Below are 24,232 nucleotides of genomic sequence, written 5' to 3' on the forward strand. Positions count from 1 at the left end.
CCGTGGGCGGGGCGGTGGTTGAGGCAGGGTCAGCGTCCGCGCCGCAGCCGCTTGGCGGCGGCCTTGCCCTCGGTGCCGCCCACAGAGCGGACGACGGTGACCACACCCCAGGCCATGACGGCGGCCAGGAAGGCGAGCATCGCGAGGTTGGCGGCCATCGCGGTCAGCACGCCGACCAGCAGCGGGCCGAAGTACACGCCGGCGGCCACCGCGCCGGCGCCGACGCCGGAACCGAGCGCGATGCGCTGCACCGTGCGGTCCGGCGGGGCGTGGTGGATGTGCTGCACCACCATCGGCGGCGCAGCCTGCGGCGGCGCCATCGAGGTGAGATTGGCGGGGGTGTCGTTGTAGACGTAGCGGCCGTCCGGGAGACGGACGATGCCGGGCACGGGCAGGTTGTCGGAGTCCACCAGGGACCTCCCAAGGCAGTCGGAGTCGGCGCAGGCCGCGCCGGAAGGGTGCGGGTCAGCGGCCCTGGCGGGCGCGGTTCTCGATCTCGCAGAGCTGCGAGGGCTCGGTGCGCGGGCCGTCGACCCAGCCGAACGGGCGGATCCCGGCGGCTGCCGTGAAGACACGGATCGCGGCGCCCTCGGGTGCGTCCGGGAGGGCGTAGACACGACCGCCAGCGAGCGAGGCCAGGAGGCGGGCGCCGTGGTGCTCGCACCCGTCGGCGCCGGCGTTGACGGCGTCCAGCACGGTCACCACGGGCGGACCGACGCAGGGCGTCGGGTCGTCGGGGTGCGCGGCAGGGCAACGGCGGTCCATGCTCAACTCCCCTCCCGCGCAGTGGCGTTGACGTCGATGCAGATCCCGCACAGGCCGTATCGGCGGGAGATGCAGTAGCTGTAGGTGATCCGGCAGGCCGGGCAGGTGCGGCGGGCCAGCATCGCCAGCGCGAGCGCCCCCCACTTCCGCGACGTCATCGGCCGCACCGGCAGCGCGAGGTCCTCGCGGTAGAGGTACGCGACGCGCGGCCCGCCGGTGCGGCGGTTGATCCGCATGACCTGCGCGGCTATGGGCTGACCGCCCGGACGAAGCCCTTGGGCCCGTAACTGCCGGCGCGTGGCGTATCCGTCCGGGGCGAGTCGCCACGGGTAGGTGGGGACGCCGTAGCGGGCGCCGGTCGGGTCGAAGCACTTGCCCCACGCGGCGGACATCACGGCGCCCCAACCGGCGCACCGGCCCGCTCCGCGAGCAGGGTGTCGCGCAGCATCCGGGCATTGGCCGGTGAGGTGTGCACCGTGCGGCGGATGCCCTCAGCGGTGATCTGAGCATCCGACCAACCGGCCGTCACGGTCCGCGCCTCCTCCAGCAACTCAGCCGAAGTACGCTTCGGTCGGGCCGACTTGGCGGCCTCCGGTACCCGACCGGTCGCCCGACGCGGACGCGACGACGTCGCCTCCACCGCCCGCGCGATCGGCTTGACCGGGGCGGGCGCGATGGACGGGTTCGGCTTGAGGGCCAGCGTCGACTTCGCGAAGTCGACCGCCACCGGATCGGGCATCCGCAGCCGGGTCACCGTGATCGGCGTGGGGATCGATTCCGGCAGGTCACCCGTAGACCGATTCCTCATGGTCTCGGTGGATTCATCCTGATTCGCGTCTGCGGTGGGGATCGGGGCGGGGCGGTGGTGCAGCACCTTGGCGACCAGGTCGGAACCGAAGTAGATCGACCCGACCGGCAGCGACGTGGCCAGCAACACCAGCGCCCAGTTCGCCGGGTCCCAGTCCGCGAGGCGTCCCCAGTCGACCGACGCGCCGTGCAGCGCGGGCACCAGACCATGGACGTAGTTGAGGACGAGCGAGGCGGCGGTGTAGGTGCCCAGCACCCGCAGCGCGAACCTGCGGTCCTGGTCGACCAGGACGAGGGTGGCGACCAGGGCCAGGGCCATCAGGCCGTCGACCACGAACGGGTAGAGGGTGGCGGCGGTGTGGTCGGCGCCGATGGCGTTGGCGATGTCGCGCAGCGCGTTCCACGAGACGCGGAACGCCATGCCGACGACGCCGACCAGCGCGGCCACCAGCAGGATGCGTCCGGGGCGGTTCATGCGGCACCGCCCGCCGTTCCAGAGGTGCGGTTGGCCAGGATGAGCCGTTCGGCCAGTACCCGGCGGCGGGCGCGGCGGATGCGCCGCGCGTCCAGCTCGTTTGGGGTGCGGTCAAGGGTGATGATCTGCGCGTCCAACAGGTCGACATCCGCGAGGATCGCGGGCATCTCCAGCTCGATGGCGTCCAGCTCGGTGTCCGTCGGCTCCATGAAGTCGGCGAACGCGGTAACAGCGTCCTGAACAGTGACGATGTGTTCCATTGGGTCGTGTTCTCCCTTGCAGGTGGAACGGCCCGAACAGCGGTCCCGGGTCTAGCCACCCGGGGCCGCGCGCCGTTGGAGTCGAGCACTTCGGCTCCCCGCGCTCCTGCCCGTCGCCCTCCGCATAGCGGGCCGGGTACGGGCAGGAGAGGCAGCCGGCCGCAGCCAACCCGGGGCGGGTCTGCGGCGGAGTGGTAGAGCGCACGACCGGTGGCCGCGCGGGCGTCTTTTCGAGTTGGGCAGACGCAGCCCGCGATCTTTGCCCTTGTCTCACCTGAGCGTGGGATCTCTGTCCGCTCCGTGAGGAGCGGCATTGGAAAAGGTGCGTGCGAGTGGCACAGGCAGGGCCTACGGCTTGTCGCTGTTGCCTGGATCCCGGGTGACCAGAGGACGCAACCTGGGCGACGCCCCTCCGCAGATCTCTTGCTCGGAGGCGCCGGCGCGTCGTAGCTCCGGGGACATCTGTTCAATTTTCAAGCGAACGAGCCCAGCTGGGCATATGTCAGCGCAAGCAAGCACACTCAATGGTGTTGCACCACCTGCTCAGCTTGTTGGTACAAGCTGATGCAGTGATGCTGCACCCACGGACGGTGAGCCGTCAAGAGGATTGGACCCGCATGTACCAACAAGTTGCGCGAGTGCGTCATGATGAGGGCATGAGCAAGCAGCCGAAGTACCGACAGGTCGCGGACGTCCTTCGTCGCGAGATCGCCCACGGCATCTACGCGCCAGGCGCTCGGCTGCCTTCCGAGAACGACCTACAGCAGAGGTTCGACGCGTCGCGGAACACCATCAGAAACGGCCTTAGCCTGCTGGTCGGCGAGGGCCTCATCTCGTCCAGCCAGGGGCTTGGTTACGAGGTGAAGTCGCAAGAGGTGTTCGAGCTCAACGCCTCCCGCTTCGAGAACCTGACCTTCCCGCAGAACGGCGACGCCTACAGCACGGACGTGACAAACGCGGGGCGACGGCCACATCAGACGTTCCGAGTCGAGATGCTCCCAACGCCCCAAGAGATCGCTGAGCGGCTGAAGGTCGAGCCCGGTACGACGGCAGTGTTGCGCTTCTGTCATCGCTATGTGGACGACGTCCCTTGGTCGACCCAGGCGACCTACTATCCATCGTGGCTGGTCGACGCATCACCGCGATTGGCTGAGCCTGGAGACATCGAAGAGGGCACAACCCGGTACCTGGCTGCGCAAGGTATCGAGCAGATTGGGTACTTCGACGAAATCGCCGCGCGGATGCCAACCCCGGAGGAGGCGCGGCTGTTGGAGGTCGGAGCAGGCGTACCGGTCCTGCTCTGGACCCGAACCGGCTACTCGGCAGACCGCCCGATCCGGTGCACCATCACTACCTTCCGGGGCGACTTGAACCGAATGAACTACGAGATCGGCAATCTGGCCGCCCGGAGCGAGAACACGTGATCATCACGCTTGCTGAGCCGCACGACGTAGCCAAGCTGTTGGCCTTCCGCGAGGAGGCCGCCGCATGGCTCCGTGGTCTCGGCTCTGACCAGTGGAGCCGTCCGTATCCAGCCGACAAGCTGCTCGCCACGATCGAAGCGGGCACGGTATTCATGCTTCGTGATGGACACACAACCGCCGGCACCATCACGCTTACCCCAGACGCCGAAGAAGGTCTCTGGACAGACGATGAATTGACCGAACCGTCGATGTTCATCAACAAGCTGACTGTCGCCCGCGAGTACGCCGGGCAGAACCTTGGCGGTCGACTGCTCGATTGGGCGGGTGATCGGGCGCGGCGTGCGGGAGCCCGATGGATTCGGTTGGACGCCTGGACGACGAACGACGCGCTCCAGCGGTACTACCTAGAGCAGGGCTTCAGGCACATTCGCACGGTCCGGGAGGGGTCGGCGGTGAACGGTGGCCCACGGGTCTCCGGTTGGCTCGCACAGCGCCCAGCACGGCCGGCAGATCACGGATTCACAGACCGCACACCACCCCCGTCACGACTCACGTTCGCGGCCTGAAGGAGAAAGTCCCATTGGGCGATAGGAATCCCTGCATCATCAGGGGTGGATCGCTCCGCTCACCGATGCGGCCCCGCCCGGCAGGGCCTGCGCTCCCGCCTTCGCCCGTTCCGGGTGCGAGTTACAGACCGTCCCCCCAGGACAGCAGACTTCTTCCAGCTAAGGCTTCTGACCAGGCAGCACCCTACCCGATTGGCCCCACCTCAAATAGAAGGCAAAATACGGGTCTGAGACATGAAGAGTGGACAATCCCTCGTCGTAATCGACGACAGGCTCCCCCTGGATATCCTCTTTAGCGATCTTAGTCATTTGATCCAGAACCCGAGTCACTTCATGCCGTTGAGGGACCTCGTTAGCAAGCACTTCCCTCAGAGATGTCCTTAGCTGATCGTAGCCAATCGCGAGACTGGGTCCCGTATGTGCAATTGCTTCAAGAACAGCGCCGTAGATGTCGACAGTCCGACCGTCTTTTAGTTCACGCTGAAGTCGGTCAGTACGACGCCTTGGCCCCTGCGCCAATAGATCGAATGCGGCTTTGGACGTGTCGGCGGCACTCTGACTGAAGAAGTCAGCCCACGATTCTGGCGGCGCAAGAACTAGAGGCTCATCCATGGTCTTGCTCACACCATTCTCTCTGCAAAGACGCTTGCAAAATTGCTGCATCAAATGTGGGCTTGAGAAGCTCTCCCGCGAAAGGCGATGCGCTAGCCTGGATTCTTGGTCCACGAGGGCGAGCGCAGCGAAACCCTTTTTAGCAATACTAAGCAGATCTTCGTCATCCCAGGGCGAGATGGAGAGGTGGGCTACACGTCCCGTCATTTCCTTCTCGACGCGCACAGCATCATAAGCCCGATGCGGAACAGAGGCTACAATCGCAGGAAGGCCATCGAACACTAGGTCCTTCAGGGACCGTACAATTTCGAGCTGAATCGATTGATCAATGTAATGAAAGTCATCCACCACAAGGCAACGATCGGAAGCAACGAGGTCGCGCCTGATTGTTCCTACGCTCTGCTTGGCAGCTTCTTCGCTCTCTTCATAGATACCTTCTCCGACTGCGCGCCAAAATTCCTCTTTTGACGCCACGGCACCACCAGAAAGCCAAACGCCCGAAGCTGCCACGCTGCGCAGTAGCGTCGTCTTTCCAGTCTTAGTTGGGCCAGAGACTGAAAGTAGGGCGCCACGATCCTCAAGGTATTCTTGCAGCTGTGGTTCAAGGCCCAGCCTCTCACGGGGGTTATACGTAACCGTAGGAAGTCGCCCGACAACAAAGACACTCCCAACCGTGCTTGAGTTACCGATCGGCATTCTATCCTCCTACTTTATTGCCGTCAGGCCTGCCGAGTTGAGCCAATTTTTTCTCAACTGATTGCAGGTAAGAAATGACGTCTGGTGCACTCTTTTCGAACGCGGCGCGTGCGCGATCCTCGTCAGCCTCAATCCAGTCGAGTACCGCGTGCAAGAGTTCTTTCTTAGCCTCTCTAACCTCAGCCTTGTCCTCCTTGGAAAAAGCCTCCTTGACTTTCTCTTGGAAAATCTCTGGGTAGTAGTCCTCGAACCTCGGCTTAGTCCAAGTTACGAAGCGGTCCTTCGGCCAGTTCCGAAACTTTCCCTTGAGCTGTGAAATCACCTCAACACCACTATCATCGCCGTCAACCACTACCCACGCTCGATCCTTATACATGGGTTCAAGGTGCGCAAAGAGAAGCATCTCATTAAAGTCAGCAAAGATCGGTTCCACGCGGCTTGTGCCACCAGCAGCGACAGTGCGGATGCTACGCAGCCCTGGAGCGAACCATGGGATGAAGTACTGTCGCACCAGACGCTCAGCACTGGACTCCTCAAAAATCATCCACCCGTCACTGAGGTGCAGGTCGGATATTTCATATCCAAGTTCCCGCAATACCTCCACTCTCCGAACAGGCGTCGAAACGACCTCGTAGGAAGTCGACGGAGGAATCTGTCCATCTGTAGACGCATGGAGGACAATAGACGTCTCCAGGCTCCCAAGCTTCGTAAGCACGATGCTGCTATGTGTGCTAATAATGAACTGATTAAATTCGCTAGCTTTCAAAATGGCATCCAAAAGCGCTTTGAGTGCGTGTGGATGCAAATCGTTCTCTAGTTCCTCAATCAAAAAGACCTTACCTCGGGCCCCGCAAAGACTAACGATAAGGTTAAGCACGGCGGCAACGCCGGTACCCATCGAGTCGATATTGATGCTAGTAAACCTGTCGACCTGAATTCCGAGGTGTTGGCCATGCTCCCCAGGAATTACGTTAATTTCAAAGCCCAGCACTTCCCGACACAGCTGGCGAAATTGCACGGCTTCTGGAAACTGTGCCGTGGCAAGCGAGGCGACACGGGCGACGATGTTTGCATCGTGCGGCCAAACAGCGAGCATGCTCTCGCGATCAACCTGACTACCGCTACCCCTTTGAATGCGGCCAGAAAAGACCGGATAGATGAGGTTTTCCGGGGCTTTCCCCGGAGCAGGCCCTGCAACATAGCCACTATTTTCATCCGTCGCAGCGCGCTCAATTTGGCCAGCAGTCAAAACGATCCGGATGGTTTTATTCTCTAGAGCCCCGGCTACTTGAGCATTACGCAAAACAGGTACAGGGAGTTTCCCCTCGAATGACATTAGGACCTGCGATGATTCCTTGCCTACTCGCACGTCTGATTGCCGATGTTCGCTTCCCTCTTGGAGTAGGTAGATTGCGCGCAGGAGGGATGATTTTCCGGTATTGTTTCGGCCAATTATTAGCGTGATGGGTCCGAGTGGTAGCTTCCCGCTGCTCTCGATGGATCTAAAGTTCACAACGTCGATCGACTTGAAGATCACAAGCTCCCCCGTCCAGGCACAGCAATAGAGACGCATTCTAAGGGCTCGTGCAGCCGGTGACCATGCGAGTGCATAACTTGCACCTGCGCGGACGTGCTCCTAGAGGCCGGCTTGTCGGCGAGCACCCCCGCCTGCCTACGGCGCAGCTAGGACCGGAACGCTATCGCTCTCCCAAATTATATGGATGGTGTACTTGTCAGGCCGCCAATCGGTGCCGCACCGGGACACAGGCTCCGCCATAGGGCGTGTGTCGAGGTGAGCGCCGCGCTGCCCATCCTTCGACCGTTGGATCTCAGACAGGTGCGGACTGAGACTCGCCCAATGCGCCAGCCTCAGTGATCTCAAGCGGGCCGGAGGACTGATCACTCCTGGTGACGCGCTCTCAGCTGTAGCGGCAGCAACCAACCTGCTGCATCCCGCGATTCAGCAGGTCACCCCCCTGTCTCGGGCCGTCTGTGGGCCGTCCGAGGAGGGCCGATAACGACGAATGACGACCGGCAACGACAGGTATCGGGTGAAGCCTCCGGCATCCCGCCGCAGGTCGGGCCCCATCGACCATGCGGGACCCTCGCAGGAGGAAACCGCGCCCCAAGATGTTAGCGATCTGTTGGCGCGGCCTGATGAGATCACTTCATCGGATCTGGCCCGACGGCGCGCGCGTACGACGCGTCGCTCGGGGGAGTGTCGTCGCCGCACTCGGGGGAGTGTCGCCGCCGCGGTCGGATCCGGGGACGCGAGAAGGCCTTGGTCGGCGGAGGTGAACGGCCGAGGCCTTCGTCCCGCTCGCGACGCGGGACCCGGGTCAGATGACGGGTGGACGCCCGAGCCGCGTCAGCCGCCACACCGTCCGCCACCGCATCGCCCGCCGCTCACCGGCCGGCTCCCGCAGCCCCTCGGCGAACCCGGAGAACCAGGCTCTCAGGCCTGCCACGGACCGGTTCCTCAGTACGGTGAGGAGCATCCAGACTCCCAGATGCACGGGGATCAGCGGCAGGGGCAGCCGACGCCGGACCAGCCAGACCCTGTTGCGGGCCGTGACCCGGTGGTAGATGGCGTGCCGGGCGGGTGAGGTCCTCGGGTGCTGGAGCAGCAGCTCGGGTGCGTACAGGATGCGCCACCCGGCATCCGCGGCGCGCCAGGCCAGATCGGTCTCCTCGTGCGCGAAGAAGAACTCTGCGGGCCAGTCGCCGGTCTCCTCGAGCATCGCCATGCGCAGCGCGTGCCCGCCGCCGAGGAACCCGGTCACGTAACCGCCGCGCATCGGATCGGACGCGCCGACCCGGGGCACGTGCCTGCGCTGCGTCTCGCCGTTCTCGTCCGCGATACGGAAGCCGACGATGCCGAGGCCGGGGTCCGCGGCGTACAGGTCGCGTACCCGGCGCAGCACGTCGGCGTCGACGAGGAGCCCGTCGTCGTCGAGTTCGACCACGACGTCCACGTCACCGAACTCCCGCAGCCGCGCGATCGCCACGTTGCGTCCGCCCGGGCAGCCGAGGTTCTCGTCGGTCTCGATGTTCGTGACCTCACCGGGCAGGGAGAGGCGGTGGGCGAACTCGGGCAGCGGGGTGCCGTTCCCGACGATCACGATGCGGGCGGGGGCGAGGTCCTGTTTGGCCACGGACTCCAGCAGGGCGTCGACCTCGGCGGGCCTGTTCCCCATGGTCACCACGGCGACGGCGATCCTCGGCTCCACCAACGTCCTTCACCTCATCCGGCCGACGGCGACGTCCGCGTCCCGTTGCGAGACGTTCACCGTTCACCAAGATGTTGCCCGACGTCGGGAGGTTGCTTGGGCGTGACTTCACTTCCCGTCAGGTTTCGCGGCGATTTTCCTTACGTCGGACGAACTTGAGCCCCGACCAGTCCTCGCCCAGCGCGGCGACCTTCACATCGACGACACCGAGGGGCAGGAAGAGGTCACGCAGGGCGTTCTCGGTGATGTCGCTGACGTGACCGGCGGCCTTGCGGGGCCAGGCGATCCAGAGCATGGCGTGGTCGGCGAGCGCGTCGACGAGGGCCGGGCCCTCCGCCACCAGGTCCGCGTGCTCCCGGTAGAAGGCGACGGTGACGTCCGTGTCCCGATCGGGCCTGCCGGCTGCGACGTCACAACCGTCGGGCAGCCCTGGGATCTCCCACGGGTCCGGTGCGTGCGTGAGCCGCACTCGCTGCCCCGCCCTGATTCCGATCTTCTTGGCCGGCGGCGTACCGGAGTACCCGCCGTCGCTCACCGATCCGGCTCCGCCCATCCCGGCCTCCTCGCCTTCGCCCAGCCGACGTGCCCAGGGCTTCAGAAATACCGCCCCGCGCACGGCTCCCTGTGATGCGCTGTCGAAAGGCGTCTGCCCACCGGCTGTCCACCGGTGGGCCTGTCATCGGCCTGCCAGCGAGACTGCCTGGGCTGACAGCGATACTGTCGACCGGCCGGAGAGGCGAGCGGAGTCACTGGGGGACCTCTACAAGCCATCCGCCGGTGGGTGCCTCCACCGATGCCTCGCTGGTAGCACCTCACCCTAGCCTCTACCTGCCCGATCCTGGCACGGATGTGTTCCGCCGGGGTTGCCGTCGGGTCCTGGTTGATCCAGCCCAGGCCGCCGATGTCGAGTCGGTGGCAGGCGCGGGTGCCGGCGACGTCCCGCATCGGCATCGCGCCCGACGTGGCGCTCCTCGTCCAGCACGGCACCGTCGTCGGCTGGAGCCTCACCGACCCCGCGCGGTACCTGACCGCCACGTACGCCGACCCCGACACCAACCCGCCGTCGCCTGCCACCCGTCGGCTGCTCGCCGAGTGCCTGGACCTGATCACCACGCCGGTGGTCGACGACGTGGTGGACGGCGAACCGGCCGCTCTGGCCCGGCTCCGGGCCGCTGACGAGGCTCTGCGCGCCCAGCGCGAGGACCGGCACCGGGCCGACGCCCTGCTCTCGCTGATCGCCACCTTGGTGGAGGACTACGGGGACTGGTAACGGTCAGCCACGGCTACACGGCTCCGACGGAGCAGATCAGATGATGCGGCTCGGCATGAAGATCACCCTCGACGACGGCTGGACCGCGACGGTGACGGGCGATTGGTGACGGGCGATCCACTGCTCATCACTCCGCGCTTCGACCTCCCGGGCCAATGTGGGCGCATTGCGGAGTACGCGGACCTGAAGAAATGGCAACAGTTTCTCGTTGACACTTTCGGCAGCCAGGAACGGCTGTGGGACGCTCCCGACGAACTCCGGTTCGGCCAGGCCACCCGGGAACTGGTCGGCGCAGGATTCCAATTGCGCTATGAGTCCGCTCCTGCCGAAGACTCTGCCCGCGTTCCCGCCGCACCCCTCGTCCACCCGGGCGGTCTTCGCGGGGACGAGGCCCACCGACAGGTCGTGCACCTCCGCGGCGCCGTCAGTCGTCCCCCGCACCGTCCTCGCCGTGCGGGCGCGCCGCCTTCGCCTCCCACTGGGCCAGCCGCTCCGCCGAGAGGCGCTTGGGTACGACCATCGACCAGGCGCCGACGACGAGTTCGGTCAGTTCGTCCTCGTCCAGGGGCTCCAGCCACACCTGCACCCAGTTGTAGCGTTCGTCGGAGGGAACCGGCATGAAGAACTTCTCCGGCTCCGAGGCGATCAGCGCGGCGCGTTCCTCCCGTGGAAAGGCGAAGCCCATGGACTGCTCGTCCCGGGACAGCGCCACGTAGACGATCCTGCCGACCCGGAACCTGACCTGGTCCCGGACAAGCGCCTCCTCCGTGCGGGCCAGGGTGAGCGCCAACTTCCGGACATCCTGCGCCTGTGCCATCGTCTCCGCCTCGTCTTCGTCCTGTTCAGCTCCGCCCCTGACGGAGCTCCAGCGTGCAGCACTTGACGCTGCCGCCCGCCTTGAGCAGCTCGGCGACATCCACCCCGACGGGGTTGAGGCCCCGGCCCTTCAGCGTCTCGACCAGGCCCACCGCGGCCTGCGGGAGTACCACGTTGCAGCCGTCGGAGAACGCGTTCAGTCCGAACACGTCCGCGTCCGCCTTCGTCACCTCGACAGCCCCCGGGAACGTCTCGCGCAGGACCGACAGGCTTCCGGGTGAGAAAGCGTCAGGGTAGTACATGATCTCGTCCGGCGACAGGACGGCCAGGGCGGTGTCCAGGTGGTAGAGGTTTCGGGTTCACCAGGGTCGGGCTCAGCACGGGCAGGCCGAAGAACTCCTGTGCCTCGGCGTGCGACCGGGGGTCGGAGCGGAAGCCCGTCCCGGCCAGGATGCGGCGGCCCGCCAGGAGGAAGTCGCCCTCGCCGATCGATCGTGACGGTCGCTGACCTGTGATCACGCTCGATCCGTTTTTCCTGGTCGGAGTCTTGCAGAGCTCGATGGCATGACGCTTGATCCCATGGGTGCTGAACCATCCGCTCACGCATCGCTCACGCATTCGGCTTGCCTGGCCGGGACCCCGGAGGCGACTTCCGAGGCAGCGGCCCACTCGCCATGGGCGGCCGACCGCGAACTCGGTCGGGGACGAGAAGCAGATCGAGAACCAGGTCGAGCGCTGCCTCCTCGGGATCGTCGGCCGCCTGATCATGAGGGCCGAGGCTCAGTCGTCGTAGCACTCGGTGACGACGAACCGCGTCCCCTCGAGCAGCCCTCCGACACGCGTCTCGGCCCACTTGTCAAGCAAGTCCGCCTGACTTTCGACCCGAGTCAACAGATCGGCGATCTCATCAGCGCCCGGCGACGTGGGGAGTGGACTCGCAGCCGTCGCCGGTGCCGCAGTCCTCGGTCACCGACACCGGCAAGTCCGTGATCGCGATGGTGAGCTGCCGGTCGTCGCCGGTGATCGGCGCCGTCACGGTCGTCGCGGTTGCCATTCCAACACCTCCGAGGGGTGGGCGGGGCCGCCCCTCGGAAAGCGGATGATGGAGCGCGGGCCCCCGCAGCCAGCTCTACGGCTTGTGTGCAGCAGAGTGCGCGGAGACCGCGTTCGGGCGCAGAAGGCCATTGTCTCCGCGTGGGCTGGTGGCCCGTGTCTCCGCGTGGGCTGGTGGCCCGCCCTCTGCAGGGACTTTGCGGCTGGGGGGCCGTTGAAGGGGAGCGCGGTCACTACCCGAGAGCTGCGGGCTGTCGGTCGGGGCTCTCACCCGACAGAGCAGGCCATCTGCCCTCTTCGAGACCGACAACGACCCGTTGTCCCGGGAAGAGATCGAAGCGGCCCGCGCCGTACTGCGCCATGATCAGCACGACTCGAGCGGTGCCGCAGTCTGATGCCCGGCACGCTCCTCCTCGACAGCGAGGGCCTGTCCAAGCTCTACCTCAAGGACCGCACCGTCCTGGCTCTCGTCCAAGCAGCCTCGGAAGAAGGCACCCGAGTGGCCACGACCGCCATGACCACGCTTGAGGCGGACTACGAGCGCATCCACCCCGCCCGCATCCGGTGGGTACTCTCCCGGATCGAAGTCCATGACGTCACCAAGAGCGTCACCGACCAAGCAGCAGCACTGTTGCGCAACCACCACCTCAGCGGCCACAAGTACGCCATCGACGCCGTCCTTGCAGCCATTGCACGCTTGGCGCCAAGACCAGTCGTCGTCCTCACCTCCGACCCTGAGGACATCAGTCTGCTCTGTGGACCCGCCGTCGAGGTCATCAAAGCCTGACGCGTGCAGATCGCGGGCACACCCGCTCACGCATGACACCGTGCAAGCCCTCGACCGCGCACGGCAATCAGCCAACGGAACGCAAAAAGCCCAGGTCACAAGCCATGGGACCTGGGCTTCTCAGAGCCGCCTTCGGGATTCGAACCCAAGACCTACGCATCACGAGACCATGAGCGATCATGTTGTCTGCTGACGCGTCATGCCGCCCAATGACGTTTCTCCTGATCAGGACACATGCAGCAGGCCGATCCACGCCATCCCGTGATGCACTGTCCACAGGCGTCTGTCCACCGGCTGTCCACCGGTAGGACCACTTGACCAGGCCCCTCTCGCCGTCCCATCGCTTCTGGCGAGACCCCTGGCAGGGGCGGAACCTGACGCAAGCCACGGCTGTCCATTTCAGACAAGGAGCCGCGCAGCACTTCACCACGAACGTCGCAGCCTCCACTCGCGACGAGATCTCCGACCGAAACGACATCTATTTTGGACAATAAGAGGTATCATTTCACTGACAGGGCTAGCAGCGGAGGAAGCACCCACATGGCCAGAACAGTCATCGACCTCGACGAAGACATGGTCACCGAGGCCATGCGCATCTTCGGCACCAAGACCAAGGCCAAAGCCGTCCGCCTCGCCATGGAAGACGCCGTCAAGAGGCACCTTCGTCAAGAGGGCTTCGACGCCATGGAGGCCGGCGAGCTCGACTTCAGCGAGATCGTCGAGAACACCGGGCCCCGCAACGCGGACGGCTCCCTCAAGCGCGACGGCGACCGGGACGGAGGCCGGGCCGCCTGATGCAGGACCGCTACCTGATCGACAAGTCCGCCCTCGCCCGCTGGACGAAGCCGAACGTCAAGGACGTACTCAAGCCCCTGCACGAGCGCTACCTCCTCGCCGTGTGCCAGCCCACCGAGTACGAGATGATCCACTCAGCACGGGACAGCTCGGAGGCGACACGGATCAGCACCTGGCTCCACGCCTTCGACTACCTCCACGCCGACGACCGCGCCTTCGCCCGCGCCCTGGAAGTCCAGCGCCACGCTCTCAACGCGGGCTTCCACCGCGCCCTGTCCCTCTGCGATCTACTGATCGCCGCCACGGCAGAACTGCACCGGCGGACGGTCCTCCACTACGACGGCGACTTCGACATGATCGCCTCCTTCACCGGCCAACCCACCGAATGGGTCGTCTCGCCCGGCAGCGCCGACCGATGAGAACACCCTGTACAGCCTGGCTCTGCGTGGATCCCTGCGGGTCCTGGGCTGGACCGCCGGGGTAAGCCTCGTCGAACTGGCCCTCGCCATCTTCTTCCCGGCACCGCCGAGAACCGCGATTCCCGTCACGGGGACGGGTTCGTCGCCGTGGGTCGGCTTGCGCGGCACCGCCGGAAGACTCTTCACCGGGGCCGGGTCAGCCACCGCTCGTGCACGCAGCAGCTCCGTCGTACGGCCGTCGGAAGCGCCGGAGGATCTGGGGGCGTGGTGCCGCGCCAGCCCCACCTGACCGTCGTCTCCCAGCACCGGTACCCGAGACCTACGCATTACGAGGACTGCCGGGGCCGTGCTGAGTGGTGTCGGCGCGTGCCGCACGGTGCTGATCTTTCGCAGATCAGCACCGTGCGGCAGGTTTCCGCGTCCAGCCCGGGATGGCCCGTGCCACGCCGGCCGCTCACGCATCGCTCACGCAGATCGGATTATCTGTGGGAGGCGGCCATGGAACACCGCCGACAAGCCCACAGAGGGCGGTACCGGCCCTCCAAGTCGGCGCAGGCCGGTCCAGTGACCGAGGACACAGGCTCTGGCCGGGTACGTTTGCCGCCGCTAGGGTGCGCCGTACTCGGCGGGTCGCTCCCCCTGAGGGAGGTGGGAATGAGGCTCATGGATGCGGACCACGCTGGGCTGGTCGTCGCGGCGCAGGCCGGTGACGACCGGGCGCGCGAGGAGCTGATCGCCTCGTACCTGCCGTTGCTCTACAACATCGTCGGGCGATCGTTGAGTGGACATGCCGACGTCGACGACGTCGTCCAGGAAACGCTGCTGCGCGTGGTGCGCGACCTGCCTGCCCTGCGTGCCCCGGAGAGCTTCCGGTCCTGGCTGGTGTCGATCACGCTCCGCCAGATCAATACCCACTGGCAACGGCAACGCACCTTCGCCGACCGCACCACGGTCCTCGACGAGGCACACCGGATACCGGATGCCGCCGCACACGAGGACATGACGATCCTGCGTCTGCACGTCTCGGACGAGCGCCGTCAGGTTGCCGAAGCCGGCCGGTGGCTCGACCCCGACCATCGGGTGCTGCTGTCGCTGTGGTGGCAGGAATGCGCCGGCTCGCTGAGCCGTGACGACATCGCCGCCGCAACGGGGCTCACGGTCGCCCACGTCGGAGTGCGCCTGCAACGCATGCGCGAGCAGTTGGAACTGAGCCGGACGATCGTCGCCGCGCTGGAGGCCGACCCGCGCTGTCCGCAGTTGGACGAGACCGTCGTCGGCTGGGACGGCCTCCGTACATCGGTGTGGCGCAAGCGGATCGCGCGGCACACCCGCGACTGCCCGGGCTGCACGGCGATGACGACAGAACGGGTTCCGGCCGAACGACTGCTCCTCAGCCTCGCGCCGCTGACCGTCCCGGCCGGGCTCATCGCCGCACTGGCCGCCAAGGGCCTGCTGTCGGGTACGGCCGCGAGCGCGAGCGCCGCCGGACTGGCCGCGGCACCCGTCGCCGTCGCCAAGGCGACGGGTGCCGGCAGTCTGCACAGCTCGCTGATCGGCAAACTCTCCGTGCTGACCGCTCATCCGCTGGTGGGGCTCGCCACCGGCGCGGTGGTCATCGCCGGGACCGCCACCTACACGGCCTGGCCCGAGCCGGCACATCGGACGCCCGGCGCCGTCGCCGCTCCCACGGTCGGCGAACCCACGCCGACCCCGTCGCGCACCACGTGGGCCGGACCGTCACCGGTAAGTCCGTCCGCCGTCGCGGGCGCTGTTCCGCTGGGCGCACAGTCACTGTGGTCCGTGGACGAGCCCGCCCTGTACGTCACGTATGCCGGCGACTTCGCGACGCTCGGCCGGGTCTCCGCGTCCCAGAGCGCGCAGACCCGCGAGCGGGCCACCTTCATGGTCGTCCGGGGGCTGGCCGAGAAACGGTGCGTCACCTTCCGTGCCGCCGACGGCCGCTATCTGCGCCATCGTGACCTGCGGCTGCAGCTGAGCACCAACGACGGCAGCGAACTGTTCCGGGAAGACGCCACGTTCTGTCCGAGCCCAGGGGTGGTCGCCGGGTCCGTGACCCTGCATGCGCACAACTATCCCGGATCTGTCATCCGCCACCGCGACGGTGGCATCTGGCTGGATGGCTTCGACGGTACGAGGGCCTTCGCCGGCCAGGCTTCCTTCATCGTACGCAGGGCCCGGGCTTGAGAACCGCTCCTTGAACGTTGCGGACCGAGTCGCGCAGTGACAGCTGACGGTCCTGCGCCACGCCGTTCTCAACCCGGCAGTGAGCCGAGCGCGGCGCCGAATCCAGCTTCGATCCGCATTCATTCAGGTCTGCCTCGCCGAGGCCGACCTGACGGCTGGCATGCCCTTTCCCCGTGGACGACCAGACTGCGGGGCTTGGCGTAACGCTTTCTGCCTGCGAGATGCATCACTGAGCAATCGTCCGAACGGCGCGACTTTTTTGTTATGAGGCCGCGAGTTCAGAGGCCTCCACTTCATGGGACGCCTTTCCCGCCGCTCACCATGGCGTGCCGGCGTGGCAGGCCCCCGACTTTCCCCGTTGACGTATCCCAGATCCCCCGAAGAAAGCCGCTCCAATGACCCGACACACCTACGAAACGTGGGCGACCGGTACGCAGGAACGCCCCCACGTCCTGCACCGCACCCAACCCGGGACGGATCAGGCCGTACCGGCCGATGCGCGCACGATCACGGCACCCAGGGTGACCCGCGACCATCGAGGAGAATCATGAAGGGCCTGCACCGGCTCGGCCCGCGTCGACGGGCAGTGGCGATAGGACTGTCGGCCGCGGCGGCGGTGGCCGGTGCCGTGACGCTACTGCCCAGCTCCGCCGGAGCCGCCACCCTGGGTACGCAGGCCTCCCCCTCTGGCAGGTACTTCGGCACCGCCGTGGCCGCCGGAAGGCTCGGTGACTCGACGTACGCCACGATCCTGGACCGGGAATTCAACATGATCACCCCGGAGAACGAGATGAAGTGGGACGCCACGGAACCCTCCCGGGGATCGTTCAACTTCGGTCCGGCCGACCAGATCGTCAGCCACGCGACCTCCCACGGGCAGCAGCTACGCGGGCACACTCTTGTCTGGCACTCCCAGTTGCCCACCTGGGTCAGCGGCATCAGCGACGCTGCCACGCTGCGCAGCGTGATGAACAACCACATCACCACCGAGATGACCCATTTCAAGGGCAAGATCCACTCTTGGGACGTGGTCAACGAGGCGTTCGCCGACGGATCCACCCAGCTCCGCAGCTCGGTGTTCCAGAAGGTGCTGGGCGACGGGTTCATCGAGGAGGCGTTCCGCACCGCCCGGGCGGCCGACCCGGCGGCAAAGCTGTGCTACAACGACTACAACATCGAGAACTGGACCGACGCCAAGACTCAGGGCGTGTACGCGATGGTCCGCGACTTCAAGTCCCGTGGTGTACCCATCGACTGTGTCGGGCTCCAGAGCCACTTCGGCACGAGCGGGCCGCCGGCCGGCTTCGGCACCACGCTGGCGAACTTCGCGGCGCTGGGCGTGGACGTGCAGATCACCGAGCTGGACATCGCCACCGCCCCGCCGACCGCGTACGCCGACACCGTCAAGGCATGCCTGAACGTGTCGCGGTGCACCGGCATCACTGTGTGGGGCATCCGCGACAGCGACTCGTGGCGGAGCGCGGAGACCCCGCTGCTGTTCGACAGCGGCGGCAACCCGAAGCCGGCCTACGACGCCGTGATCAGCGCCCTGGGCGCCGGCACAGGCTCGTCCGCCGGCCCGTCAGCAGGCCCGTCCGCAGGCCCGTCCGCAGGCCCGTCCACCAGTTCACCGTCGACTGATCAACCGCGCGCAAAGACCCGCCGACTCCGCCCAACGGCCGAGGGGACCACCACGTCCCCCTCCCCGTCCGCCACCGGTTCCCTGCCGTCGACGTTCCAATGGAGTTCCAGCGGGGCGCTGATCGCACCGAAGTCGGATGCGAGCCACAACATCGCCGGGATCAAGGACCCGTCGGTGGTGTACTACGGCGGCAAGTACCACGTGTTCGCCAGCGTGGCCGACTCGTCCGGGTACAGCATGGTGTACCTGAGCTTCACCGACTGGTCGCAGGCGGGTTCAGCCACCCAGCACTACCTGGACCAATCGCCGATCGGCAAGGGGTACCGGGCCGCGCCGCAGGTGTTCTACTTCGCACCACAGAAGCTGTGGTACCTGGTGTACCAGACCGGCGACAACGCGTCCTACTCGACCAATGCGGATATCAGCAACCCGAACGGGTGGAGCGCCCCGAAGGGCTTCTACTCCTCCATGCCGACGATCATTTCGCAGAACATCGGCAACGGGTACTGGGTGGACATGTGGGTGATCTGCGATTCGGCGAACTGCTACCTGTTCTCCTCCGACGACAACGGACAGCTGTACCGGTCGCAGACCACGCTGTCGCAGTTCCCCAACGGGATGACCAACACCGTCATCGCCGCGCAGGACGCCAACCGCAACAACCTCTTCGAGGCCGGCAACATCTACAAGGTCCAGGGCAAGAACCAGTACCTGCTGCTCGTGGAGGCGATCGGATCGGACGGCCGACGCTACTTCCGATCCTGGACGTCGGGCAGCCTCGACGGCTCGTGGACCGCGCTGGCGGCCAGTGAGAGCAACCCGTTCGCCGGGGCCAGCAACGTCACCTTCCCCGCGGGCGCGTGGACCAAGGACATCAGCCACGGGGAGATGATCCGTGCCGGGTACGACCAGACCCTGACCATCAGCCCCTGCGGGATGCAGTACCTCTACCAAGGCAGAGACCCCGACTCCAGCACCGACTACAACAGCCTGCCCTGGCGACTCGGGCTGTTGACTCAGTCGAACTCCGCCTGCTGATACTCCGGTCCGACTTCGCGATCTTGCGCCGGGCCGGGCAGGAACGGAGCGGCCACCGCGTGATCGACGGGGGTTGTGTGGACTCCCGAAGATCGTGCGGTGGCTGCGGGCCGTAGCGCGGACCCCGTCCGTTGGCGGCCGATGTTCATGACGACGGCGTCCGCCCCGGCCGTCAGCCGCGTGGCGTCCCCCCGCACCACGAGTACGGCAACCGGCCCGAGGCGGCGCCGAGCATTCCATCAGCCATGGTCCACCGGTCAAAGGGGGACTTCCGTTGCTCCCCATGCTCGATCAGCCAGTCCTCGAGCGATCGAAGTCGCAGGTTGATCGTCTGGATCAGGTCGCGATCGCGATTGCCGACGAACGTTTCGGCCGCGTCGGTGAAGAACTGGAACATGCTGCCCAGTTCCTCGGCCTCCGGGAATCCGGCGGGGCAGGCAATGTCATCACGGCTTACGGACCGTCCGGCATCAGGGGCGACTCCGGCGTGAGGGCGCTTGGCGGCCTCCCCACCGATCCCGGTGGGCCGATTACCCACGCGGACGTGGTGGAGGGCAGGATTCCAGCCAAGAACGGCTACATGGCTCCCGGAGTGCAGATTCGATGAGGCGGCATTCACCATGAGACTCACCCTCGACGGCGACTGGAATGCGACGGTGACGGGCGATCCACTGCCCATCACCCCGCGATTCGACTTCCCGGGCCAATCTGTGCGCATTGCGGAGTACGCGGACGTGGAGGAATGGCAGCGGTTCCTCGTGGATACTTTCGGCAGCCAGGAATGGCTGTGGGACGATCCCGACGAGCTCCGGTTCGACCCGGACAGCCGGGAACTGATTGGCGCCGGGTTCCGATTGCCCTATGAGTCCGCTCCCGCCGAAGACTGTGCCCGCGTTCCCGTCCCGCCGGCGGTACGCCCGGGCGGGCTTCGCGCGGACGAGGCCCGAGACTTCCGCCTGGAGGCGACCACAGAACTCTGCCGCGTCCCCGGGGACGCCGTGCTGACCTGCCTGCGCGACCTCGACGTCCTGGACGAGCCGCTGGAGGCCCGCATCGGCATCGCCCCCGACCTGGCGCTCCTCGTTCAGCACGGCACCGTCGTCGGCTGGAGCCTGAACGACCCGGCCCGGTACCTGACCACGGGGTTCGCCGCCCCCGACCCCAACCCGCCCTCCCCCGCCACCCGTCGGCTGCTCACCGAATGCCTGGACCTGATCACCACACCGCTGCTCTACGAGGTGAGGAACCGGAACCCGGCCACCCTGGCCCGCCTCCGGGCGCTCGACGAGGCCCTGCGCAACCAGCGCGAGGACCGGCACCGAGCCGACGCTCTGCTCGCGCTCGTCAGCAACCTGGTCGAGGACTACGCCGACCGGCCAACCGGGCAGAAGCCGTGAACCACCGGCCTGCCCCGCCCATGGCAACGACGCGGACGACGGACGACACGACGCCGTCCGGATCCGGTGAGGGTACGCGCATGTGAACCTACTGCTGAAGACCTGAGCGTCCAGGTGACGGACACTCCGCTGCCCGTCACCCCACGCCTCGCTCTCGACATCTCCAAGGTGATCGTCGGGGACTTCACTGACCGGTCGGGATTCGAGCGGCAGCTGCCCGACCTTCGGAAGCCAACATTGGTTGTGGTCGGACGACGACGGCCTCCTGTTCGACAAGGAGAGCCGGGGGCTGCAGTATGCCGTGCTAATGCCCGTTTGCCGCTCGTCGCCCGGCACGATAACGGGCCGCGCGCGCCTGGGAGCCAGGGAGTCGAGAGCACCGAAACTGAAGAGCTGATCTCTCTCTGAATGGGACGACACTCCCGCATGCACCGACGCAGCCGCTCCTTCGCTGCCCTTGCCCCGATCGGTCACTGCGTGCACTCACGGCCAATCACTGCCAACCGAACCGGACGTTTGATCTGTCCGGACCGGACAGTCCCGACGACGCCTGTCGTCCCGTCGGAGACCGGTGGATTTCACCCATGACCCAGGGGCAGCAAGAGTCCCCTGATGGAGTGTCACGCACGGCTGTCCACCGGTTGTCCACCGAGCCCCTTCGCGCAAGCATGATCCATCCCATACGAACAAGTAAAAAGAGCAGTTCAGAGCGTTAGGCCGTCAATCTCGCCACAGAGACCAAACCTCTGACCTACGCATTACGATGCACAGACAGACAGTGCCCGATTTGCCGATACTCCAAGGTCACCCGAAACAAAAAACCCCAGGTCAGAAGCCTGACCTGGGGTTCGCCATAGAGCCGCCTTCGGGATTCGAACCCGAGACCTACGCATTACGAGTGCGTTGCTCTGGCCATCTGAGCTAAGGCGGCGCGCTGTCCGCACTATGGTGCGATCAGCAACGTCGGTAAGTCTACACAGTTTCCGGGGTGCTCCGTGCCAACCCCCGGAGCACCCCGGCCCCGCATCGCGATCAAGGCTGTGAGCAGCGCTTTCCGTTCTTCGGTGGGGTGCCGCGGACCAGGTACGCGTCGATCGTCGAGTCGATGCAGTCGCTGCCGCGGCCGTAGGCGGTGTGGCCGTCGCCGTCGTAGGTGAGGAGGCGGGCGGAGGAGAGCTGGCGGGAGAGGGACTGGGCCCAGGTGTAGGGAGTCGCGGGGTCGCGTGTGGTGCCGACCACGACGATCGGGGCCGCGCCCTCCGCCACGATGCGGCGGGGCTCGCCCGTGGGCTTCACAGGCCAGTACGCGCAGTTCAGGGAGGCCCAGGCGAGGCCCTCGCCGAAGACCGGGGACGCCTTCTCGAAGGCCGGGAGGGCTTCCTCCACCTGGTGCGGGGAGGCGAAGGCCGCCGGGAGGTCCAGGCAGTTGACGGCCGCGTTGGCGAACATGAGGTTCGTGTAACGGCCGTCGCCGTCACGCTCGTAGTAGCTGTCGGACAGGACGAGCAGGCCCGCGCCGTCGTTCTCCTTCATCGCCGAGGTCAGCGCCTCGCGCAGCTGTTCCCAGGAACTCTCGTCGTACATCGCCGCGATCACGCCCGTGGTCGCGAGGGACTCGCCGAGCTTGCGGCCGTCCACGTCGCCGGCGGGGATGGGGTGCGCGTCGAGTTTCCGGAAGAAGGCCTTCAGGTTCCTGCCGACCTGGGCCGGTGTCGTGCCCGGCCCGCCGAGCGGGCAGTCGCGCTGCCGCACGCAGTCCTTCGCGAACGACTGGAACGCGGTCTCGAAGCCCTTCGTCTGGTCGAGGTTCATCCGGCGCGCGGGCAGCGAGGGGTCCATCGCGCCGTCCAGGACGAGCCGACCCACCCGGTCCGGGAAGAGGCCCGCATACGTAGCCCCGAGGTACGTCCCGTACGACGCCCCCACATACGTCAGTTTCCGGTCTCCCAGCGCCGCCCGCACGATGTCCATGTCCCGAGCCGCCTCGACGGTGGAGACGTGGCGCAGCAGGCCGGGAGAGTCCGCCCCGCAGCCCTCCGCGAACTTCCTGTACGCGCCGACGAGCCCGTCGATCTCCTTCTGGTCGTCGGGCGTCATGTCGGTCTGCGTGTACGTGTCCATGTGCGGCCCGTCGAGGCATTCCACGGGCTCGCTGCGGGCCACGCCCCTCGGGTCGACGGCGACCATGTCGTAGCGGGCCCGGACCTCGGCCGGGTAGCCGATGCCGGCGTACATCTGCAGGTACGCCACCGCCGAGCCGCCCGGCCCGCCCGGGTTGACGAGCAGTGAGCCCAGGGGTTTGCCCCGGCCCGTGGCCTTCTTGCGGGCGACGGCGAGCCGGACGTCACCGGCGCCGGGCCTGTCGTAGTCCAGCGGCGCCTTGACCGTGGCGCACTCGAAGCCGGGGACGCCGCAGGTGCGCCAGGCCGGCTTCTGCCCGTAGTACGGCGCGAGGGCGGACGGCGTGGCGCTCGGGAGCGCCGCCAGAGCCGCCTCCGCCTGCGAACTCGCGGAACCCTTGGAGCTCCCGGAGGAACAGGCGGAGACGAGCAGTACGGCAGCGGAGAGGAGGGTCACGCCGGTACGGGACCTGCGGAGAGTGCGCCTGATGTACATCTTGCGAGCGTAACTCTGCGCGACGACATGGATGCTGTGCGTGCTCGATGTGCCACGGACGAGTTACGTCGTCAACCTGAGTCGTCAAGCCGGCAGGTCAGCAGGTCAGCCCGCTCTCAGTGCCATCGTCATCGCCTCCACCGCGAGCAGCGGCGCCACATTGCGGTCGAGGGCCTCGCGGCAGGCCGCGATGGCCTCGATGCGTCGGAGGGTGGACTCCGGTGGGGTGCCGCGAGCGATCCGCTCCAGGGCGTCCTCGGCGTCCGCGTTGGCGATCGCGACACGGGAGCCGAGCTGGAGGGCCAGGACGTCGCGGTAGAAGGCGGTGAGGTCGGTGAGGGCGAGGTCGAGGCTGTCGCGCTGGGTGCGCGTTCTGCGGCGCTTCTGCTTGTCCTCCAGATCCTTGATCACGCCTGCCGTGCCGCGCGGCATCCGGCCGCCCTGGGCCGCGCCCAGCGCGGCCTTCAGCTCCTCGGTCTCCTTGGCGTCCATCTCCTCGGCGAGCTGCCTGGCGTCCTCCGTGGCCGCGTCCACGAGTTCCTGCGCCGCCTTGAGGCAGCCGCCGACGTCGTCGACACGTAGGGGCAGTTTGAGGACGGCGGCACGGCGCTCCCGGGCCGCCGGGTCGGTGGCGAGGCGCCGGGCGCGGTCGACGTGGCCCTGCGTGGCACGCGCGGCGGCCGCGGCGACGTCGGGTTCGATGCCTTCCCGGCGGACGAGCATGTCGGCGACGGCGGCGACGGAGGGGGTGCGCAGATTCAGGTGGCGGCAACGGGAGCGGATGGTGGGCAGGACGTCCTCCAGCGAGGGCGCGCACAGCAGCCAGACGGTGCGGGGGGCGGGCTCCTCGACGGCCTTCAGGACGGCGTTGGCGGACTTCTCGTTCAGCCGCTCGGCGTCCTCGACGAGGATGACCTGCCAGCGGCCGTTCGCCGGTGAGGTGAACGACTTGCGGACCGTGTCCCGCATGTCCTCGGCGAGGATCTGTGTGCCTACGGCGGCGACCGTGGTGACGTCGGCGTGCGTGCCGACGAGCGCCGTATGGCATCCGTCGCAGAAGCCGCACCCGGGAGTGCCACCGAGTGCGCGGTCGGGGCTCACGCACTGCAGGGCGGCGGCGAAGGCCCGCGCCGCCTGCGTGCGCCCCGCGCCGGGCGGTCCCGTGAACAGCCACGCATGGGTCATCTTCGACCCTTCGGGCGGCGGGGCGTCGGCCGCGGCGGCGGTGACGAGGGCGTCGGCGTCCCGAGCAGCGGCATCGAGCTGCTCGCTCACCTTCTCCTGCCCGACCAGGTCGTCCCAGACGGTCATCCCTCACCCCGCCCCTTCGTCACGTCTCGCGTTGCGGGATCCATTGTG

The 24,232-nt window shown here is 66.7% G+C and carries 24 protein-coding genes, 1 tRNA gene and 1 pseudogene; 10 read left to right on the forward strand and 16 right to left on the reverse strand.

Annotated features, from left to right (window positions below):
- Positions 1 to 29: 29 nt before the first annotated feature.
- Genes ABZO29_RS20455 through ABZO29_RS20475 form a run of 5 tightly spaced genes read right to left on the reverse strand, consistent with a single transcriptional unit; the run spans position 30 to position 2,307 of the window.
- Complete coding sequence (locus tag ABZO29_RS20455) at positions 30 to 410, reverse strand: DUF6251 family protein (protein WP_367321638.1); 381 nt, start codon at positions 408 to 410, stop codon at positions 30 to 32.
- Positions 411 to 465: 55 nt separating this feature from the next.
- Positions 466 to 765, reverse strand: a complete 300-nt coding sequence (locus tag ABZO29_RS20460; RefSeq protein ID WP_367321639.1) for a hypothetical protein — start codon at positions 763 to 765, stop codon at positions 466 to 468.
- Positions 766 to 767: 2 nt separating this feature from the next.
- Entirely contained in the window at positions 768 to 1,157 is a 390-nt protein-coding gene (locus ABZO29_RS20465) for an RRQRL motif-containing zinc-binding protein (RefSeq protein ID WP_367321640.1), read from the reverse strand.
- Complete coding sequence (locus tag ABZO29_RS20470; protein ID WP_367321641.1) at positions 1,157 to 2,047, reverse strand: DUF2637 domain-containing protein; 891 nt, start codon at positions 2,045 to 2,047, stop codon at positions 1,157 to 1,159. The genes ABZO29_RS20465 and ABZO29_RS20470 overlap by 1 nt, the downstream gene beginning before the upstream one ends.
- Positions 2,044 to 2,307 (reverse strand): DUF6284 family protein, encoded by a 264-nt coding sequence (locus ABZO29_RS20475; protein WP_367321642.1) that lies wholly within the window; start codon positions 2,305 to 2,307, stop codon positions 2,044 to 2,046. The genes ABZO29_RS20470 and ABZO29_RS20475 overlap by 4 nt, the downstream gene beginning before the upstream one ends.
- Before the next feature lie 656 nt (positions 2,308 to 2,963).
- On the opposite strand from ABZO29_RS20475, the gene ABZO29_RS20480 reads away from it, so the two are divergent.
- Both ABZO29_RS20480 and ABZO29_RS20485 read left to right on the forward strand, forming a co-directional pair.
- Positions 2,964 to 3,731 carry a GntR family transcriptional regulator gene (locus ABZO29_RS20480; protein WP_367321643.1) on the forward strand — a complete coding sequence of 256 codons (768 nt, stop codon included), beginning with the start codon at positions 2,964 to 2,966 and terminating at the stop codon, positions 3,729 to 3,731.
- Entirely contained in the window at positions 3,728 to 4,297 is a 570-nt protein-coding gene (locus ABZO29_RS20485) for a GNAT family N-acetyltransferase (RefSeq protein ID WP_367321644.1), read from the forward strand. The genes ABZO29_RS20480 and ABZO29_RS20485 overlap by 4 nt, the downstream gene beginning before the upstream one ends.
- Before the next feature lie 159 nt (positions 4,298 to 4,456).
- On the opposite strand, the gene ABZO29_RS20490 is transcribed toward ABZO29_RS20485, so the two are convergent.
- The 4 genes from ABZO29_RS20490 to ABZO29_RS20505 all read right to left on the reverse strand — a co-directional run bounded on the left by ABZO29_RS20490 (position 4,457) and on the right by ABZO29_RS20505 (position 9,388).
- Positions 4,457 to 5,605 (reverse strand): hypothetical protein, encoded by a 1,149-nt coding sequence (locus ABZO29_RS20490; protein ID WP_367321645.1) that lies wholly within the window; start codon positions 5,603 to 5,605, stop codon positions 4,457 to 4,459.
- A 1-nt stretch (position 5,606) separates the two neighbouring features.
- Positions 5,607 to 7,142, reverse strand: coding sequence for an ATP-dependent endonuclease (locus tag ABZO29_RS20495; RefSeq protein ID WP_367321646.1), 1,536 nt, complete (start codon positions 7,140 to 7,142; stop codon positions 5,607 to 5,609).
- A gap of 802 nt (positions 7,143 to 7,944) precedes the next feature.
- Complete coding sequence (locus ABZO29_RS20500; protein WP_367321647.1) at positions 7,945 to 8,838, reverse strand: glycosyltransferase family 2 protein; 894 nt, start codon at positions 8,836 to 8,838, stop codon at positions 7,945 to 7,947.
- 115 nt (positions 8,839 to 8,953) lie between these two features.
- Positions 8,954 to 9,388 carry a DUF3052 domain-containing protein gene (locus tag ABZO29_RS20505; protein ID WP_367321648.1) on the reverse strand — a complete coding sequence of 145 codons (435 nt, stop codon included), beginning with the start codon at positions 9,386 to 9,388 and terminating at the stop codon, positions 8,954 to 8,956.
- Between the two features lie 348 nt (positions 9,389 to 9,736).
- On the opposite strand from ABZO29_RS20505, the gene ABZO29_RS20510 reads away from it, so the two are divergent.
- The gene (locus ABZO29_RS20510; RefSeq protein WP_367321649.1) at positions 9,737 to 10,105 is read left to right on the forward strand and encodes a hypothetical protein; all 369 of its coding nucleotides are present in this window, start codon (positions 9,737 to 9,739) and stop codon (positions 10,103 to 10,105) included.
- A 36-nt stretch (positions 10,106 to 10,141) separates the two neighbouring features.
- On the opposite strand, the gene ABZO29_RS20515 is transcribed toward ABZO29_RS20510, so the two are convergent.
- The 4 genes and pseudogenes from ABZO29_RS20515 to ABZO29_RS20530 form a co-directional block, all read right to left on the reverse strand.
- Positions 10,142 to 10,516 carry a hypothetical protein gene (locus ABZO29_RS20515; protein ID WP_367321650.1) on the reverse strand — a complete coding sequence of 125 codons (375 nt, stop codon included), beginning with the start codon at positions 10,514 to 10,516 and terminating at the stop codon, positions 10,142 to 10,144.
- A 13-nt stretch (positions 10,517 to 10,529) separates the two neighbouring features.
- Entirely contained in the window at positions 10,530 to 10,922 is a 393-nt protein-coding gene (locus tag ABZO29_RS20520; RefSeq protein ID WP_367321651.1) for an MmcQ/YjbR family DNA-binding protein, read from the reverse strand.
- 25 nt (positions 10,923 to 10,947) lie between these two features.
- Positions 10,948 to 11,407: pseudogene (locus tag ABZO29_RS20525) on the reverse strand (dimethylarginine dimethylaminohydrolase family protein); the annotation flags it as partial.
- A 421-nt stretch (positions 11,408 to 11,828) separates the two neighbouring features.
- Positions 11,829 to 11,975: a hypothetical protein gene (locus tag ABZO29_RS20530; RefSeq protein ID WP_367321652.1), complete on the reverse strand. Its 147-nt coding sequence runs from the start codon at positions 11,973 to 11,975 to the stop codon at positions 11,829 to 11,831.
- Positions 11,976 to 12,368: 393 nt separating this feature from the next.
- Here ABZO29_RS20530 and ABZO29_RS20535 point away from each other — a divergent pair, with 393 nt between their 5' ends.
- From ABZO29_RS20535 to ABZO29_RS20565, 7 genes are all read left to right on the forward strand, one after another.
- Positions 12,369 to 12,761 (forward strand): DNA-binding protein, encoded by a 393-nt coding sequence (locus tag ABZO29_RS20535; protein WP_367321653.1) that lies wholly within the window; start codon positions 12,369 to 12,371, stop codon positions 12,759 to 12,761.
- 540 nt (positions 12,762 to 13,301) lie between these two features.
- Complete coding sequence (locus tag ABZO29_RS20540; RefSeq protein ID WP_062697603.1) at positions 13,302 to 13,556, forward strand: type II toxin-antitoxin system VapB family antitoxin; 255 nt, start codon at positions 13,302 to 13,304, stop codon at positions 13,554 to 13,556.
- Entirely contained in the window at positions 13,556 to 13,975 is a 420-nt protein-coding gene (locus tag ABZO29_RS20545; protein ID WP_367321654.1) for a PIN domain nuclease, read from the forward strand. The genes ABZO29_RS20540 and ABZO29_RS20545 overlap by 1 nt, the downstream gene beginning before the upstream one ends.
- A gap of 654 nt (positions 13,976 to 14,629) precedes the next feature.
- Positions 14,630 to 16,180, forward strand: a complete 1,551-nt coding sequence (locus ABZO29_RS20550; protein WP_367321655.1) for a sigma-70 family RNA polymerase sigma factor — start codon at positions 14,630 to 14,632, stop codon at positions 16,178 to 16,180.
- 547 nt (positions 16,181 to 16,727) lie between these two features.
- Positions 16,728 to 18,860, forward strand: coding sequence for a non-reducing end alpha-L-arabinofuranosidase family hydrolase (locus ABZO29_RS20555; protein WP_367321656.1), 2,133 nt, complete (start codon positions 16,728 to 16,730; stop codon positions 18,858 to 18,860).
- A gap of 283 nt (positions 18,861 to 19,143) precedes the next feature.
- Positions 19,144 to 19,467, forward strand: coding sequence for a hypothetical protein (locus tag ABZO29_RS20560; protein ID WP_367321657.1), 324 nt, complete (start codon positions 19,144 to 19,146; stop codon positions 19,465 to 19,467).
- Between the two features lie 13 nt (positions 19,468 to 19,480).
- Positions 19,481 to 20,257, forward strand: a complete 777-nt coding sequence (locus ABZO29_RS20565; RefSeq protein ID WP_367321658.1) for a hypothetical protein — start codon at positions 19,481 to 19,483, stop codon at positions 20,255 to 20,257.
- 857 nt (positions 20,258 to 21,114) lie between these two features.
- On the opposite strand, the gene ABZO29_RS20570 is transcribed toward ABZO29_RS20565, so the two are convergent.
- The 3 genes from ABZO29_RS20570 to ABZO29_RS20580 form a co-directional block, all read right to left on the reverse strand.
- Positions 21,115 to 21,188: transfer RNA gene (locus ABZO29_RS20570), tRNA-Thr, on the reverse strand.
- Between the two features lie 101 nt (positions 21,189 to 21,289).
- The gene (locus tag ABZO29_RS20575) at positions 21,290 to 22,873 is read right to left on the reverse strand and encodes an alpha/beta hydrolase (protein WP_367321659.1); all 1,584 of its coding nucleotides are present in this window, start codon (positions 22,871 to 22,873) and stop codon (positions 21,290 to 21,292) included.
- A 105-nt stretch (positions 22,874 to 22,978) separates the two neighbouring features.
- Entirely contained in the window at positions 22,979 to 24,184 is a 1,206-nt protein-coding gene (locus ABZO29_RS20580) for a DNA polymerase III subunit delta' (protein ID WP_367321660.1), read from the reverse strand.
- Between the last annotated feature and the right edge of the window lie 48 nt (positions 24,185 to 24,232).

It is taken from the genome of Streptomyces sp. HUAS ZL42 (assembly GCF_040782645.1).
Taxonomy (GTDB): Bacteria; Actinomycetota; Actinomycetes; order Streptomycetales; family Streptomycetaceae; genus Streptomyces.